Origin of the sequence: Amycolatopsis sp. Hca4 (assembly GCF_013364075.1) — a bacterium.
In the GTDB taxonomy this organism is placed as follows: Bacteria; Actinomycetota; Actinomycetes; order Mycobacteriales; family Pseudonocardiaceae; genus Amycolatopsis.
Genome location: NZ_CP054925.1, coordinates 9,504,074 through 9,522,213, shown reverse-complemented (window position 1 = coordinate 9,522,213; position 18,140 = coordinate 9,504,074). Strand labels below are relative to the sequence as shown.

General features: G+C 74.7%; 1 protein-coding gene. It reads right to left on the bottom strand.

Features of this window, described 5'->3' with window-relative positions:
• Window positions 1-16 precede the first annotated feature (16 nt).
• Entirely contained in the window at window positions 17-17,662 is a 17,646-nt protein-coding gene (locus tag HUT10_RS43400) for a non-ribosomal peptide synthase/polyketide synthase (RefSeq protein WP_176176525.1), read from the bottom strand.
• Window positions 17,663-18,140 lie beyond the last annotated feature (478 nt).

The window sequence follows — 18,140 nt, the reverse complement described above, 5'->3', positions numbered from 1 at the left end:
TTCGTATGAACAGTTTTCAGCGGTCTTGGCCGGCGGCGAGCCGTTCGAGGTCCTGCAGGACCCGTTCTTCGACGAGCTCGGCCAGCGCCAGCACGGTGCCGGCGGTGAGCACGTCCTTCGGCGTGAGCTCGACGTCGAAGGCGGACTTCGTCATCGACGTGATCCGCAGGCTGCGCAGCGAATCGCCGCCGAGTGCGAAGAAGTTGTCCTCGACGCCGACCCGGTCGAGGTCCAGCGCTTCGGCCCAGATGGCCGCGAGCACCTCTTCGGTCTCGGTTTCCGGGGGCACGTACCCGGTGGTCTCCACCGGGGCCGCCGGCGCCGGCAGCGCCCGCCGGTCGAGCTTTCCGTTGGCGGTCAACGGAAGCGCGTCGAGCCGGACGAACGCGGCGGGCACGTGGTGCGCCGGCAGGGTCGCGGCGACGTGCTCCCGCAATCCGGCACCGGCCTCGCCGACGACGTAGGCGATCAGCCGCTGCCCGTCCGCCACGACGGCGGCGTCCCGGACGTCCGGGTGCCTGCGCAGCACCGCCACGATCTCGCCGGGCTCGATCCGGAAGCCGCGGATCTTGACCTGGTCGTCGGCCCGGCCGAGGAACTCGAGGGTGCCGTCGGCCCGCCACCGGACCAGGTCGCCGGTGCGGTACATCCGCTCCCCCGGCGCCCCGAACGGGTCGGCGAGGAACCGCGACGCGGTGAGCCCCGCCCGGTCCAGGTAGCCGCGGGCGAGCCCGGCCCCGGAGACGTACAGCTCCCCCGCGACGCCGATCGGCACCGGCCGGAGCGCGGGGTCGAGGACGCGGACGCGGGTGTTGCGGATCGGGCGGCCGATCGGCGGGGTGGCCCCCGGCTCGAGGGGGTCGCTCCAGGTCGCCACCACCGTGGTTTCGGTGGGCCCGTAGGCGTTGATCATCCGGCGGCCCGGCGCCCAGCGGGCCACCAGGTCGGCCGGGCAGGCCTCGCCGCCGACCACCAGGGTGCGGAAGGCGGGCAGCTCGACGTCGGGCACGCTCGCCATCGCCACCGGCGGGATCAGCGCGTGCGTGACGCCTTCGTCGCGCAGCACGGCGGCCAGGTGGTCGCCGAGCAGCGGCCCGGGCGGTGGGACGACCAGCGCGGCCCCGGCGGGCAGCGCCATGCACAGCTCCAGCACCGACGCGTCGAAGCTCGGCGAGGAGAACTGCAGCACCCGGTCGCCGGGCCGGACGTCGAAGTGGGCGATCTCGGCGCTCGAGAAGCTCGCCAGGCCGGCGTGGGTGACGACGACACCCTTGGGGGTGCCGGTCGAGCCCGAGGTGTAGATGACGTACGCGGGCGCGGCCGGCGGCACGGACCGCCCCAGCGGGGTGGCCGGGCCGTGGGCTTCCGAGCCGTCGAGGACGAGCACGTTCCCACCCGGCACCGGCGTGCCGGGCAGCGTCACCACGACGACCGGCTGGGCGTCGGCGAGCATGAACGCGATCCGCTCGGCCGGGTAATCGGGGTCGACCGGCAGGTAGGCGGCACCGGTCTTGAGCACCGCCAGCTGTGCGACGACGATCTCCACCGAGCGCGGCAGGGCGAGGGCGACGATCCGCTCCGGCCCGGCTCCGCGCGCGGCCAGCAGCCGCGCCAGCCGGTCGGCGCGGGTGTCGAGCTCGGCGAAGGTGAGCCGTTCCCCGTGCGAGACCACGGCGACGGCGTCGGGCGTGCGGGCCGCCTGGGCCTCGATCAGCTCGGTCAAGGTGACCGGCGGGACGTCGTGGCCGGTGTCGTTGAACGCGACCAGGACCTGCTCGCGTTCGGCGGCGTCGAGGACGTCGAACTCGCGCAACGGCCGGGCCGGGTCTTCGGCGATCGCCTCGAGGAGGTGTTCGAGCTGCCGGGCCAGCCGCTCGACCGTCGGCTCGTCGAACAGCGCCGGGTCGTAGCCGAGGCCGAGCGACAGGCGCGGGCCGGGGGCGGCCACGACGCTGAGCGGGTAGTTGGTCGTCTCCATCGCCTGCAGTTCACGCAGCCGCACGCCGTGGGCCGCGACGTCGTCCGCGGTGACCGGGTAGTTCTCGAACACCACGAGGCTGTCGAACAGGTTCCGGCCGCCCTCGACACCGCTCCAGGCCTGCACCGCGGTCAGCGGCACGTGCTCGAACCGGCGGGACTCGGCCTGCGCGGTCTGCAGACCGCGCAGCCAGGCGGCGACCGGGGCCGCCGGGTCGGCGGTGACCCGCACGGGCAGGGTGTTGATGAAGATGCCGGTGATGTCGTCGACGCCGGCCAGCCCGGCCGGGCGGCCGGACACGGTGGCCCCGAAGCAGACGTCGTCTTCGCCGCTGAGCCGGGCCAGCAGCAGCGCCCAGGCACCCTGCACGACGGCGTTGACGGTGAGCCGCTCGCGCCGGGCGAACGCCGCCAGCCTGCCGGTCGCCGCCTCGCCGAGGTCACGGCCGACCCACGTCGAGGAGCTCGATTCGTGGGTGGCCGCGGGCGGCCGGTCGTAGGGCAGCGGTGTCGGCTCGGTGACGCCGGCGAGTTCTCGCCGCCAATAGTCCTCAGCGCCTTCGGCGGTCTGCTCGCGCAGCCAGGTGACGTAGTCCCCGAAGGGCCGCCGGTGCGGCAGGGCGGGCGGTGTGCCGTCGCGCAGGGCGGCGTAGGCGGTGCAGACGTCGGAGAGCACCTGGAAGACGCTCCAGCCGTCCAGCAGGACGTGGTGGAACGTCCAGACGAGCTGGACGGCGTCGCCGGGCAGCCGGGCCAGTGCGACCCGCAGCAGCGGCGCGGCCGCGAGGTCGAACGGCTTCGCCCGGTCGTCGGCGAGGAGCGCGCCGAGGGCTTCCTCGCGGTCGCGGTCCCGCCAGTCCAGCTGGGTGACCGGCACCCGGGCGGCGCGGTGGACCACGAGCAGCGGCTCCGGCACGTCCTCCCAGACCACGCTGCCGCGCAGCACCGGCGTCCGGTCGACGACGTGCTGCCAGGCCTGCGCCAGCAGCTCCGGCTCGGCCACGCCGTCGAGGACGGTGGTGACCTGTTCGAAGTAGACGCCCTGTGCTTCCTGGGACAGCCCGTGGAAGACCATCCCGGCCTGCATCGGGGTGAGCGGGTGGACGTCGGCCACGCCGCGGCCGTCGCCGGCGATCCGGTCCACCTGCCGCTGGTCCAGCCCGGCCAGCGGGAAGTCGCTCGGGGTCCGGCCGCCCGCTCCGGGCTCGGCGCAGTGCGCGACGGCTTCGCCCAGCGCGGCCACCAGTTCGGCGGCCAGCTTTTCGACGGTGGCGGCGGTGTGCGTGTCACGCGAGTAGTACCAGGTCAGTTCCAGGCTGTCCCGGTCCACCCGGCCGACGACGTCGAGCAGGTGCGCGCGCCCCGCGCCTTCGCCGACCGACGAGTCGAGGCTGCCGGCCGCGCCGTCGAGGCGGCCCAGGTAGTTGAAGCTGATCTCGGGCCGCAGCGCGGGCGCGGTCCCGGTCAGGTAGCGCAGCGCGCCGAAGCCCACCCCGCGGCGGGGCACGGCCCGCAGCTGTTCCTTGACCGACTTGAGCAAGGCGCCCCACTCGTCGCCGATCCGCAGCGCGACCGGGTACAGCGAGGTGAACCAGCCGACCGTGCGGGACAGGTCGACGTCGTCGAACAGGTCCTCGCGGCCGTGGCCCTCCAGGTCGACCAGGACGCCGTCGCGGCCGGTCCAGCGGGCCAGCACCCGGCCGAGTGCGGCCAGCAGCACGTCGTTGACCTGCGTCCGGTACACGCCGGGGACGTCCTGCAGCAGTGCCCGCGTCAGCTCGGCGTCCAGGCGGGTGGTGACCGTGCCGGTGCCCACGCCGCCGTCGGTGTCGTCGACCGGCAGGGCCGGGTCGACGGCGAGAGCACTGCGCCAGTACGGCAGTTCGTCGTCGAAGCCGCCGGCCTCGGCGTGCGCGGCGAGCCGGTTGGCCCAGTCGCGGAACGAGGTCGTCTTCGGCGGCAGCGGGCCGCCGCGGTAGGCGGTTTCCAGGTCCTCCAGGAGGATTCGCCACGAGACGCCGTCGACGACGAGGTGGTTGACGGTCAGCCGCAGGGCCGTGGGGCCGGTGAGTTCGGCGGTCAGCAGCGGCCCGCCGGTCACGTCGATCTCGGCTCCGAGCACCTCGGCCGTCCCGGCCGGGGCGTTCTCCTGGCCGCCGCCGGTGAACCGCATGCGCAGGGCGTCGTGGTGCTCGACCAGCGTCGCCAGTGCCGCGCGCAGCGTCTCGACGTCGAAGGGCTCGGCCCGCTCGACGCGCACCGACTGCGTGAACCCGTCGGGGTCGCCGAAGTCGCCGGCGAAGAACCAGTGCTGGATCGGGGTCAGCGCGGCGGAACCGGTGACCGGGCCCTGTTCGGCCACGGTGACGGCGGCCGAGCCCGCGGCCACGGCCAGCGCGGCGACGGTCTGGTGCGCGAACAGGTCCCGCGGGGTGAGCGCGAGGCCGTGGCGGCGGGCCCGGGAGACCACCTGGATGGACAGGATCGAGTCGCCGCCGAGTTCGAAGAAGTTGTCCTCGGCGCCGACGCCGGGGACACCGAGCACGTCGGCCCAGACCTCGGCGAGCACGCGTTCGGTCTCCGTGCGCGGCGGCACGAACCCGGTCATCGGCTCCGCGACCGGCTCGGGCAGCGCCTGGCGGTCGACCTTCCCGTTGGCGCTCAACGGAAGCGCGTCCAGCGTCACGAACGCCGAGGGCACCATGTAGTCGGGCAGGTCCCGCCGCAGCCACGCGCGCAGGTCCGGTTTTCCGGTCGTGACGACGTAGGCGACGAGCCGCCGGTCGCGCGCGACGACCACCGCTTCGGTGACGTCGGGGTGCGCGGCCAAGGCTGTTTCGATCTCGCCCGGCTCGATCCGGAACCCCCGGATCTTCACCTGGTCGTCCGCGCGGCCGACGAACTCCAGCACGCCGTCGCCGGACCAGCGGACGACGTCACCGGTGCGGTACATCCGCTCCCCCGGCGCCCCGAACGGGTTGGCCACGAACCGTTCCGCGGTGAGCCCCGACCGGCCGAGGTAGCCGCGGGACACACCGGCGCCCGCGATGAACAGTTCCCCGCTGACACCCGGCGGGACCGGCCGCAACCCGGCGTCCAGGACGTAGGCGGCCATGTTGTCCAGCGGCCGCCCGATCGGCATCGCCTCCGGGACCGGGTCGCCGGGGGCCAGGAAGAACCGGCTGGCGAAGGTCGTCGTCTCCGTGGGGCCGTAGCCGTCCACGACGGTCAGCCCCGGGCACGCCTCCCGCACCTGGCGGACGGCGGCCGCGGGCACGACGTCGCCGCCGGTCCACACCTCACCGGCACCGCGCAGGCAGGCCGGGTCCTCCTGCGCCAGCAGCCGGAACAGCCCGGCCGTGAGCCACAGCGCCCGCACCCCGCGGCGGCCGACCACCTCACGCAGCACCTCGGCGTCGACGTCCCCCGGCGGCGCGACGACGACCCGGCCGCCGTTGAGCAGCGGCACCCACACCTCGTAGGTCGAGGCGTCGAACGCCTGCGGCGAGTGCAGCAGCACGCTCCGGTGCGCGTCGCCCGCGAACGAGCGGTCCGAGGCCAGTGCCACGATGTCGCGGTGGGTCACCGCGACGCCCTTCGGCTTGCCGGTCGACCCGGAGGTGTACATGACGTACGCCAGGTTCGCCGGGCGCACCGGGACCTCCGGCGCCCCCGCCGGGCCGGTCTCGGCCACCCCGACCACCGGTCCACTGTGGATGTCCTGATAGGACTCCCCGGCGATGACCACCGTGACGCCCGCTTCGGCCAGGACCACGCGCATCCGGCTCGCCGGGGCCCGCAGGTCCACCGGCACGTAGGCGGCACCGGCCCGCAGCACCGCCAGCTCGGCCACGACGAGGTCGGCCGAACGCTCCAGCAGCAGCCCCACCCGGTCCTCGGCCCCGACACCCAGCTCGATCAGCCGCGAGGCGAGTCCGTCGGCGCGGGCGGCCAGCTCCGCGTAGGTCAGGTCGTCGACCGCCGGGGCGTCCGGCGTCCGGCGGACCTGGTCGGCGAACCGGCTCACCACGGTGGCCTCCGGCAGCGGGTGCGCGGTGTCGTTGAACGTCCGCAACACGCGCTCGCGGTCCTCGCCGGTGAGCAGGTCGAGCTCGCCGACCCGCGTTCCGGGGCTCGCGGCGAGGCGGTCCAGCGCCCGCAGCAGCTGCGCGGCGAGCCGGTCGACGGTGGCCCGGTCGAACAGGTCCGGGTCGTGGTCGAACGACACTTCCAGGCGCTCGCCCGGCGTGACGACCACGCTGAGCGGGTAGTTGGTCGGCTGCAGCTCGCCGTCCTCGTGCAGGCCGATCCCGTGCGCGGCCACGGCTTCGGTGTCGAACGGGTAGTTCTCGAACACCAGGATGCTGTCGAACAGCGTGCTGCCACCCGCCCAGGTCTGCAGCTGGGCCAGTGACGCGAAGTCGAACCGGCGCGAGCGCGCCTGGGCCGTCTGCAGCTCGCGCAGCCAGTCCGCCACGGTGAGTCCGTCGTGGACGGTCACCGGTGCGGGCAGGGTGTTGATGAACAGCCCGGCCATCGCCTCCACGCCCGGCAGGTCGGCGGGCCGCCCCGACACCGTGGTGCCGAAGACGACGCCGGTTTCCCCGCTGTAGCGCGACAGCACCAGCGCCCAAGCGCCCTGCACGATCGTGTTGAGGGTCAGGCCGGCGCGGCGCGCCAGGTCGCGGAGCCCGTCGGCGGGCGCCGACACCCGGACCGAGGCGGCGGACCGCGCGCGGTGCGCCTCCACCGGACGGTGGTCGTAGGGCAGCGGCGTCGGCGTCCGCAGGCCCGCGAGCTGGTCGCGCCAGTGCGTTTCCGCGTCCGCGGTGTCCTGCTCGCCGAGCCACCGCAGGTACTCGCGGAACGGCGGGCGGTGGCCCGGCACGGCGGCGCCCGCGTACCGGGCGCAGACCTCGCCGAACACCTGCGCGGCGCTCCAGCCGTCGAGCAGCACGTGGTGGAACGTCCACACCAGCAGCACGTCGCCGCCGGGCAGCCGGGCGATCGCCAGGCGCAGCAGCGGGGCGGTCGCGAGGTCGAAGCCCGCGGCCCGGTCCGCCTCGAGGAACCGCTCCTGCTCGCGGGCGCGCTCGTCGTCGCTCAGCGCGGTCCAGTCGAGGTGGACGACCGGGACCGTGACAGCTCGGGCGACCACCTGCACGGGCTCGTCGAGGCCCTCCCAGACGACGCGGGTGCGCAGCACCGGCGTGTCTGCGACGACCTGCTGCCACGCACGGGCCAGTCGCCCGGGGTCGGTGATGCCGGTCAGCCGCAGCCGCACCTGGTTGAGGTAGGTCCCGGCCGCGCCGTCGACGAGGCTGTGGAAGACCATGCCGGCCTGCATCGGGGTGAGCGGGTAGATGTCCTCGACGTCGCGGCCGGTGCCGGCCAATCGGTCTACAGTGGATTGATCGAGCCGGGCCAGCGGGAAGTCCGAGGGCGTGCGGCCGCCCGCGTCCGGCCGGGCGCAGTGGTCGACGATCCCGGTGAGGGCGTCGAGGAGCGCGCCGGCCAGCCGGCGCACGGTGGCCTCGGTGTGCACGCCGTCCGCGTAGTGCCAGGTCAGTTCCAGTTCGTCGCCGACGACCGCGCCGACGACGTCGAGCTGGTGCGCGCGGACCTGCTCCGGGTGCGCCGCGCCGCCGAGGCCGCCACCGTGGTCGAAGCGGCCCAGGTAGTTGAAGCTGATCCGGGGTTCGACGCGCGGGGCGGTCCCGGCGAGGTAGCGGAGGGCGCCGTAGCCGAGGCCGCGGCGGGGAATCGCGCGCAGCCGCTCCTTCGTCGTCTTCAGCGCCTCGCCCCAGTCCTCGCCGGAGGCGGTCAGCTCGACCGGGAAGATCGAGGTGAACCAGCCGACCGTGCGGGAGAGGTCGATGCCGCCGAACAGGTCTTCCCGGCCGTGGCCTTCGAGGTCGACCAGCACACGGTCGCGGCCGGTCCAGTCGCCCAGCACCCGGCCGAGCGCGGTCAGCAGGACGTCGTTGACCTGCGTCCGGTAGGCCGCCGGCACGTCGTGCAGCACCACCCGGGTCGCCGCCGCGGGCAGCCGGACGACCACTTCGCGCGCGGAACCGTAGGTGTTTTCGCCCGTGCCGTCGACCGGCAGGGCCGGGTCGGCGTCGATCGCCGCCCAGTGGGCGAGTTCGTCGTCGAAGAAGCCGTCGGCGGTGTGCCGGGCCAGTGCGCGGGCCCAGTCGCGGAAGGACGTCGTCCGGGCCGGGAGCTCGCCGCCGTCGAGGAGGGTTCGCAGGTCCTCCAGCAGGATCCGCCACGAGACGCCGTCGACGACCAGGTGGTGCGCGGAGAGCGTCAGCGTCGTGCCGGACAGTTCGGCGCTCAGCAGCGGCCCGTTCTGCAGGTCGATGGTGGCGCCGAGGACGTCCGGGGCGTCGGGCGCGTGGTGGGCGCCGTCGGCGGTGAAGCGCAGCCGCAGGGCGTCGTGGTGCAGCTGGAGGTCGCGAAGCGCGCGAGGCAGCGCCGCGGCGTCCGCCACCTCGACCGTGACGGTCTGGACGAACCGCTCCGGGTGCACCGGCCGCGGGTCGAGGTACCAGTGCTGCACCGGCGTCAGCGGCAGGTCGCCGGTCACCGGCCCGGCGGCGGCCGCGGCGGGCGCGGCCGGGGTGGCGGCGAGGGCGAGGGCGGCGACGGTCGGGTGGTCGAAGACCTGGCCGGGCATCAGATTCAGCCCGGCCCGGCGGGCACGGGAGACCACCTGGATGGACAGGATCGAGTCGCCGCCGAGCTCGAAGAAGTTGTCGTCGGCACCGACGCGGTCCACGCGCAGCACCTCGGCCCAGATCCCGGCGAGCAGCCGCTCGGCGTCCGTCGCGGGCTCGCGGTAGCCGAGCCCGGAGACGAAGTCCGGTGCGGGCAGGGCCCGGCGGTCGACCTTCCCGTTGTCGTTGAGCGGCAAGGCGTCCAGGGGCACGAAGACGGCCGGGACCAGGTAGTCCGGCAGCGTCCGCAGCAGGAACTCCCGCAGGTCCGGCGTCCCGGTCGCGACCACGTAGGCGACGAGCCGCTTGGCCCCGCCGTGCTCGGCCGCCACGACGACGGCTTCGGTCACCTCGGGGTGGGCGGTCAGCGCCGTTTCGATCTCGCCGAGTTCGACGCGGAAACCGCGGATCTTCACCTGGTCGTCGGCCCGGCCCGCGAACTCCAGCACGCCATCGTCGATCCAGCGGACCAGGTCACCGGTCCGGTACATCCGTGCGCCCGGCGCGCCGAAGGGATCGGCGAGGAACCGTTCGGCGGTCAGCGCGGGCTGCCCGAGGTAGCCGCGGGCGAGCCCGGTGCCGGCCAGGTACAGCTCGCCGACGGCGCCCGGTGGCACCGGCCGCAGCCCGTGGTCGAGGACGTAAGCGGCCATGGCGTCCAGTGGCCGCCCGATCGGCACCGCAGCGGGCACCGGCTCGTCCGGCCCGACCACGAACCGGGTGGCGAACGTCGTGGTCTCGGTGGGGCCGTAGCCGTCGACGACGGTGAGGTCCGGGCAGGCGGCCCGCACCTGGCGGACGGCTTCGGCGGGCACGACGTCCCCGCCGGTCCACACCTCGGCGACGCCGGCCAGGCAGCCCGGGTCTTCCTGGGCCAGCAGGCGGAACAGCCCGGCGGTGAGCCACACCGCGGTGACGCCGTGCGCGCCGATCACGCAGCGCAGGACGTCCGCGTCGACGTTCCCCGGCGGGGCGACCACCACGCGGCCGCCGCTCAGCAGCGGCACCCACACCTCGTACGTCGACGCGTCGAAGGCCGGCGGCGAGTGCATGAGCACGGTCCGGTGCGCGGGCCCGGCGAAGGACCCGTCCCTGGCCAGGCCGACGATGTCGCGGTGGCTGACCGCCACGCCCTTGGGCGTGCCCGTCGAGCCGGACGTGTACATGACGTAGGCCAGGTTCCCGGGCCGGAGTGGGATTTCCGGCGCCCCGGCCGGCTCGTCCCCGAGCTCGCGGACCGAGACGATCGGTCCACTGTGGATCTCGGCGGCGAGTGCCCGGCCGGCGTCGTCGGTCACCACCACGCGGACACCGTCGAGCAGCGCGGCCAGCCGGCTGCGGGGCGCGCGGGCGTCCAGCGGCAGGTAGGCACCGCCGGCCTTGAGCACCGCCAGTTCGGCGACGACGACGTCGGCCGAGCGGCCCAGCAGCAGCCCGACCAGGCCGTCCCGCTGCGCGCCGAGGGCGAGCAGGCGGTGCGCCAGCCGGTTCGCCCGTGCGTCCAGTTCCGCGTAGGTCAGGGTTTCTCCGCCGGTGACGGCGATCGCGTCCGGGGTGCGGCGGACCTGCTCGGCGAACAGCGCAGGCACGGTCGTGTCCGGGTGGTCCTGCGCGGTGCCGCGCCCCCGGGCCAGGACGGCCCGCTCGTCGCCGCCGGTGAGCATGCGCAGCCGGGCGAGCGGCTCGTGCGGCCGGGTCGCGAGCTCGGCCAGCAGGGTTTCCAAGTGGCAGGCGAACCCGGCGATCGTCTCGGCGTCGAACAGGCCGGGGTCGTAGCCGAACAGGAACTCCAGGCGCTCCTCGCCGGGGTAGGCGACGACGCTGAGCGGGTAGTTGGTCGTCTCGACCCCGCGCAGGTCGCGCAGCCCGAGTCCCGCGGTCACCGGGTAGTTCTCGAACACGAGCAGGGTGTCGAACTCCCCGCCCCAGCTCTGCAGGCGGGCCAGGGAGAGGTGGTCGAACCGCCGGGCCTCGGCCTGGGCCTCCTGCAGGCCGCGCAGCCAGTCCACCGCCGCCGCCCGCTCGCCGACGTCGGCGACGACCGGCAGCGTGGTGATGAACATGCCGGTGATCTCGTCCGCGCCGGGCAGTTCGGCAGGCCGCCCGGCGACCGTGGTGCCGAAGCAGACCTCCGGACGGCCGGTGTGGCGGGCCAGCAACACCGCCCAGGCGCCCTGGACGAGCGTGTTGAGGGTCAGCCCGTGCCGTTGCGCGGCGGCGCGCAGCGGTCCGGCGGCCAGCTCGATCCGCAGCGAGGCCGTCGACTCGACCGGGTGCCCGCCGTCGGCGCGGTCGGTGCGCAGCCGGGCCGGCTCTTGCCGTCCGGAAAGCCTCTCCCGCCAGTACTTTTCCGCCGCCGGGGTGTCCTGTTCGGACAGCCACCGGAGGTGGTCGCGGAACGGACGGCGGGTGGGCAGCGGACGTCCCGCGTGCGCCGCGGCGACGTCGGAGAGCACCTGGAAGAGGCTCCAGCCGTCGAGCAGCAGGTGGTGGAACGTCCAGACGACCCGGACCTCGGTCGCCGAGACGCGGGCGAGCAGCAGCCGCATCAGCGGGAGCTCACCCAGGTCCAGGCCGGTATCGCGGTCGGCGGCCAGCACGGCGTCGAGGTCCTCCGGCGCGGTCGTCCAGTCGCGGTACTCGATCGGCAGCGCGACCTGCCGGTGGACCACCTGCACGGGCTCGTCGAGGCCGTCCCAGACCACCCGGGTGCGCAGCACCGGGGTCCGGTCTGCCACCCGCTGCCAGGCGCGGCCCAGCGCCGCGGGATCCGGGACGTCGCTCTGCACGAACGTCACCTGCTGGAGGTAGGCGTGCCGGCCACCGCCGGTGAGCCGGTGGAAGAGCATGCCGGCCTGGGCCGGGGTGAGCGGGTAGACGTCCTCGACGTCGCGGCCGTCGCCGGCCAGCCGGTCCACGGCCGCCTGGTCGAGCCGGGCCAGCGGGAAGTCCGACGGCGTCCGGCCGCCGGCGTCCGGGGCGGTGCAGTGCGCGACGATCCCGGCGAGGCCGCGGACGAGGTCGTCGGCGACGGTCCGGATGGTGGCCTCGGCGTGGAGCCGGTCGGAGTAGAACCAGGTGATCTCCAGCCGGCCGCCCGCGACCCGGGCGACGACCTCGACGGCGTGCGGCCGGATGTCGGCCGGGTTCTGCACCAGCTCCAGTTCCCGCTCGAGGCCCCGGTACAGCTCGCCATCGGCCTCGAAGCGGCCGAGGTAGTTGAAGCCGAGCCGGGGCCTCACCGCGGGAGCGGTCCCGGTGAGGTGGCGCAGCACGCCGTAGGACAGGCCGCGGGCCGGGATGGCGCGCAGCTGCTCCTTGACGGACTTGAGCAGGTTCGCGACGCCGTCGGCCGGCACCTCGAGCCCGACCGGGAACAGCGACGTGAACCAGCCGACCGTGCGCGAGAGGTCGACGTCGTCGAACAGGTCCTCCCGGCCGTGGCCTTCGAGGTCGACGAGCACGCGCCCGGCCCCGGTCCAGCGGCGCAGGGCGTCGCCGAGCGCGGCCAGCAGCACGTCGTTGACCTGCGTCCGGTAGACGCCGGGGACGTCCTGCAGCAGCGCCCGGGTCAGCTCGGCGTCCAGCCGGGTGGTGACCGTGCGGGTGCTCGCCACCGTGTTGGCGCCCTCGGTGTCGAGTGGGATGTCGGCGCCCGCGACGGCCTGCCAGTACGGCAGGTCGCCGTCGAAGGGGTGCCCGGCGAGCCGGGCCGCCCAGTCCCGGAAGGACGTCGTCCGGGCGCTCAGGTCCCGGCCGTGGTAGGCGTGCTCGATGTCCTCCAGCAGGATCCGCCACGAGACGCCGTCCACCACCAGGTGGTGCACGGCCAGGCGCAGGGTCGTGCCGGTGAGTTCGGCGCTGACCAGCGGACCGTGCCCGATGTCGATCTTCGCGCCGAAGACGTCGGTCTCGCCGGGCTCGGCGTGTTCCTGGGCCCAGCCGTCCGCGGTCCGGCGGAAGCGCAGCCGCAGGGCGTCGTGGTGCGCGACGACGGTGTTCACCGCCGCGCGCAGGCGGCCGGAGTCGAGGTCCCCGGCGAGCCGGACGCTCAGCTGCTGGACGAAGTGGTCAGGGTCGGCCGGGTCGGTGTCGAGGAACCAGTGCTGGATCGGGGTGACGACCACTTCGCCGGTCGCCGCCTGCCGCTCGGCCGACGGCTCGGCCACCCCGGCCGCCGCGGCGAGCGCGGCGATCGTCTGGTGCCGGAAGACGTCCTTCGTGGTGATCCGCAACCCGGCCTTGGCCGCTTCGGACACCAGCCGGATGCCGAGGATCGAGTCGCCGCCGAGTTCGAAGAAGTTGTCCTCGACGCCGACCTCGGGCAGCCCGAGCGCGTCGGCCCAGATGCCGGCCAGCAGCCGTTCGGTCTCGGTCCTCGGGGCGACGCGGGTGGTGCCGCCCGCCCAGTCCGGGGCGGGCAGGGCACGCCGGTCGAGCTTGCCGCTGGGGTTGAGCGGCAGCGCATCGAGCGGCACGAACGCCGAGGGCACCAGGTGCGCGGGCAGCGTGGCGGCCAGGAATTCCCGCAGGCCGGCGGGTGCTTCGGGGACGACGTAGGCGACCAGCCGCTGGTGCCCGCCGTCGGTGCGCGCGACGACCACCGCCTCGGTGACTACCCTGTGCTTCCGCAGCGCGGCCGCCACCTCGCCGGGCTCGATCCGGAAGCCCCGGATCTTGACCTGGTCGTCGGCCCGGCCGAGGTACTCCAGCTCGCCGCGGGTGCTCCAGCGGACGACGTCCCCGGTCCGGTACATCCGGGCGCCCGGCGCGCCGAACGGGTCGGCGACGAACCGGCCGGCGGTCAGGCCCGGCCGGCCGAGGTAGCCGCGGGCCACCCCGGCGCCGCCGAGGTGCAGCTCGCCCGGCACGCCGACCGGCACCGGCCGCAGCCCGCGGTCGAGCACGTACGCGCGGATGCCGGCGATCGGGCGGCCGATCGGCGGGGTGCGGTCGGTGTCGTGGTACCACGCGGTGGCGTACACAGTGGACTCGGTGGGCCCGTAGATGTTCGCGATCCGGCTGCCGGGCACCGCTTTCCGGATGTCGAGCAGCGCGTGCCGGGTCAGTGCCTCGCCGGCCAGGACCACAGTGGACGGCCGCACCGACACCGTGCCCTGAGCCAGCAGCTGGGCGAACGCCGAGGGCACCCCGCTGACCAGGCCGACCGGACGGCCGGTGTGCTCGCCTTCGCCGAGCGCCAGCACGTCCCGGACGATCTCGACGGTCGCGCCGGTCGTCAGCGGCGCGAAGATCTCGAACACCGAGACGTCGAAGTTGAGCGACGTCGAAGCGACCACCGTGGACCCCGGCCGGAAGACGTCCCGGAAGTCGTGCGCCGCCCAGGCCATCAGGTTCGCGGCGCTGCGGTGGGCCACCACGACGCCCTTGGGGCGGCCGGTCGAGCCGGACGTGTGGATCACGTAGGCCGGGTGGTCCGGGTTCGTGGTGCGCCCCGGCGCCGCGGCGGAAGCGCCATCGAGCAGTGCCGCGTCGTCGAATGCCAAGGTGGGCACGGTTCCCGGGCCGTGCCCGTCCGGGGTGAGCAGCAGGGCCGGGCGGGCGTCGTCGAGGATCAGCTCCTGCCGCTCGGCCGGGTAGGCCGGGTCGACCGGGAGGTAGGCGGCGCCGGACTTCAGCACGCCGAGCAGCGCGACGAGGATCCGTTCGGTGCGCGGCAGGGAGACGGCGACGAACCGCTCGGGCCCGGCGCCCCGCCCGGCCAGGACCGCGGCCAGCCGTCCGGCCTGCTCGTCGAGTTCGGCGTAGGTGAGCGAACGGCCGTCGCAGACGACCGCGACGGCGTCCGGCGTGCGGGCGGCCTGGGCCTCGAACAGCTGCGGCAGCGTGGTTTCCGGCGTCTCGAGCACCGGACCGCGGGACAGCCCGGCCAGGTGGGCCAGCTCGGCGGGGGTCAGGATCGGCAGCTCGGCCACCGGCCGGTGCGGTCCGGCGACCACGGCCTCGGCCAGCACCCGCAGGTGCCCGGCGAAGCGGTCGATCGTCTCGGCGTCGAACAGGGCGGTGTCGTACTCGATCGCGAAGCCGCGGGCCTGCGGCCGGAACTCGAGCACGAGGTCGAACCGGGCCCGGGGGCGGGGCAGATCGTGCTCGCCCATGCGGAGGGCGCCCGCCTCCCGGGGCCGGACGAGGTCCTGCTGCAGCACCAGCAGGACCTGCACCAGCGGGGTCCGGCTCGGGTCACGAGCCGGCCGCAGGTCGTCGACGACCTGGTCGAAGGGCACTTCGGCGGCGGCGAAGGCCGCCAGCACGGTTTCCTTGACCCGGCCGAGGAAAGCGTCGAAGGGCAGTCCCGGGTCGACCGCGGACCGCAGGACCAGGGTGTTGACGAAGAAGCCGGCGAGCCGTTCGAGCTGGTCGTGGTCGCGGCCGGAGACCGCGGTGCCGACGGCGACGTCGTCCTGCCCGGTGTAGCGGGCCAGCAGCAGCTGGACGAGCGCGGTCAGCGTCGTGAACAGCGTCGCGCCGGTGTCGTGCCCCAGTTCGGCGAGCTGCCCGGCGAGCTCCGCCGGCAGCTCGTAGCGGCGGATCGCGCCCTCGGCGGCGCGGACCGGCGGGCGGGGCCGGTCGGTGGGCAGGTCCAGCGGCTCGAGGCCGGCCAGCTGCGTGCGCCAGTACGCCAGCTGCCGCTCGCGCAGCCCGGCCAGCCGGTCGTGGTGCCAGCGGGAGTAGTCGCGGTAGCCGATGTCCGGTGGCGCGGGCTTCTCCCCCGCGTAGAGCGCGGCGAACTCGTCGACGAGCAGGCCGACCGACCAGCCGTCGGTGACGATGTGGTGCTGGCAGAGCAGGAGCAGGTGCTCCTCCGGGCCGCGGCGGAGCAGCGTGGCCCGGGTGAGCGGGCCGGTCGTCAGGTCGAAGGGGCGGTCGAGCTCGGCCGCCAGCTGCGCGTCCAGGTCCGCCTCGGCGTCGGCTTCCCGCAGCGGGATGGTGCCTTCGCCGTCGACGACCTGGACGCCTTCGCCGTCGACGCTGCGGAAGGTCGTCCGCAGCGCCTCGTGCCGGGCGGCCAGGCCGTCCAGCGCGGCGCGCAAGGCGTCGCGGTCCAGCGGGCCTTCGAGGGTGAGGCCGACGCCGGCGTTGTACTCGGTGCTGCCCGGCTGCTGCCGGTCGAGCACCCAGAGGCGGCGCTGGACCGGCGAGAGCGGCACCACGGCCGCGTACGGCGCGGGCTCGATCCGGGCGGCCGGGGCACTGGGGAGAGCCGGCAGCAGCTCGGCGAGCTTCGCGATGGTGCGGGCGTCGAACACCACCCGCGGGGACAGCTCGGCCCCGAACCGGGCGCGGATCCGGGCCAGCGCCCGGGCGCCGAGGACGGAGTCCCCGCCGAGTTCGAAGAAGTCCGCGTCGACGCCGATGTCCGGCACGCCCAGCACGTCGGCCCAGATTTCGGCGAGCGCGTGCTCGGCGTCGGTCCGCGGCGGGGTGTGGGCGGCCCGGACCTGGGCGGCCCAGTCGGGTTCGGGCAGCGCGTCGCGGTCCAGCTTGCCGTGGTGGGTCAGCGGCATCGCTTCGAGCGCGACGAACGCGGCCGGGACCAGGTACGGCGGCAGCCGGTCGGCCGCGGCCGCGCGCAGGTCCGCCGGATCGGCGTCCCCGGCGAAGTAGGCGACCAGCTGCTTGACGCCGGGCCGGTCCTCGCGGGCGACGACGACCGCCTCGCGGACACCCTCCCGGGCGAGCAGCAGCGCCTCGACTTCGCCGGGTTCGATCCGGAAGCCGCGGATCTTGACCTGGTGGTCGGCCCGCCCGGCGAACGCCAGCTCGCCGTCGGCGGTGCGCCGGACGAGGTCGCCGGTCCGGTACATCCGGGCGCCGGGCGCGCCGAAGGGGTCGGCCACGAACCGGCTCGCGGTCAGCCCCGGCCGGTCGAGGTAGCCGCGGGCCAGCCCGGGGCCGGTGACGTAGAGCTCGCCGGCGTCGGCCGGGCGCAGCGCCTCGTCGAGCACGTAGGCGGTGGCGTCCGGCAGCGGACGGCCGATCGGGGGCGGGCCGCCGGGGACCAGCGGGTCGCTCCAGGTGGCGACGACGGTGAACTCGGTGGGACCGTAGGAGTTGATCATCCGGCGCCCGGGCGCCCAGGTCCGGACCAGTTCGGGCGGGCAGGCGTCGCCGCCGACGATCACCGTGCGGAAGTCCGGCAGCGCGTGCGCCGGCAGCGTGGCCAGCGCGACGGGCGGGATGAGCGCGTGGGTGATCCGGTGCTCGGCCAGGACGCCGGCGAGCCGGTCGCCCAGCAACGGGCCGGGCGGCGGCACCACCAGGGCGGCTCCGTGCGGCAGCGCCATGCCGAGCTCGAGGATCGACGCGTCGAAGCTCGGCGAGGAGAACTCGAGGACCCGGTCGCCGGGCCGCACGTCGTACTGCTCCCGCATCGCGGCGAAGAAGCCGGCCAGGCCGCGGTGGGTGACGAGCACGCCCTTGGGGACGCCGGTCGAGCCGGACGTGTAGATGAGGTAGGCCGGGTGGTCCGGGCGCAGCGGGCGTGTCCGGTCGGCGTCGGTGGGGTCGGTGGCCGCGAAACCGTCGAGCAGGCCGGGTTCGCCGAGGTCGAGGGCGCTTTCCGGGGTCCCGCGGCCCACGACGAGCACGGGTTTGGCGTCCTCGAGCACGAAGGCGAGGCGCTCGGCGGGCTGGTCGGGGTCGACCGGCAGGAAGGCGGCCCCGGCCTTGGCCGCCGCCAGCTCGGCGACGACGAGGTCCGCCGACCTCGGCAGGACCAGCGCGACGACCCCTTCCGGGCCGGCACCGCGGGAGATCAGCAGCCGCGCCAGGCGGTTCGCCCGTGCGTTCACCGTCGCGTAGGTCAGCCTGCCGTCCGCGCCGGTCAGCGCCGGTGCCGAGGGGGTACGGGCGGCCTGGGCCTCGAACAGCCCGGCGAGGGTACGCGCGGGTACCGATCTGTCGTCGTCGGCGTCGGGCACCGAGACGTCGTATCGCGGCATTGCGGAAACCTTTCGAGCACGGATGACGTCAGCGCAGGGCAGTCCACGCGCTGGGAGATGGCAGGCAGGCGCGGCCCGCGACCAGGGAAATCGCCGAATTCGGCGGCCGGCCGCTTTCGCCGCGGCCGGCTTTTTGCCACTCGTTCAACAAATCCGCCCGGTGTGCCACCCACCGGGTAAACCCGCAGGAACGAGCCCAAGACACAGTGATCCTTTCCACCGCGAAGCCGCGTGGCGACACCCGGAAACTGTTCCGATTTCGACGGCCCCCCGCGGCGCTGATTGGGCGCCAACGACCGCCGAACGCGCGCGACAACCGGCGTTCTTCGTGCAACAGGTCGGTCACCCGGCGGTCGAGTCGCCCCCAAGACCAGCCGGATTCGCATCACGCTACCCAGTGAACGCAAAGCTCGTACCGCCGAACGGAGCATTGGCGAAAATGTCCAAAAATCGCTGCGGTTTGCCCGGACAGCGAGTA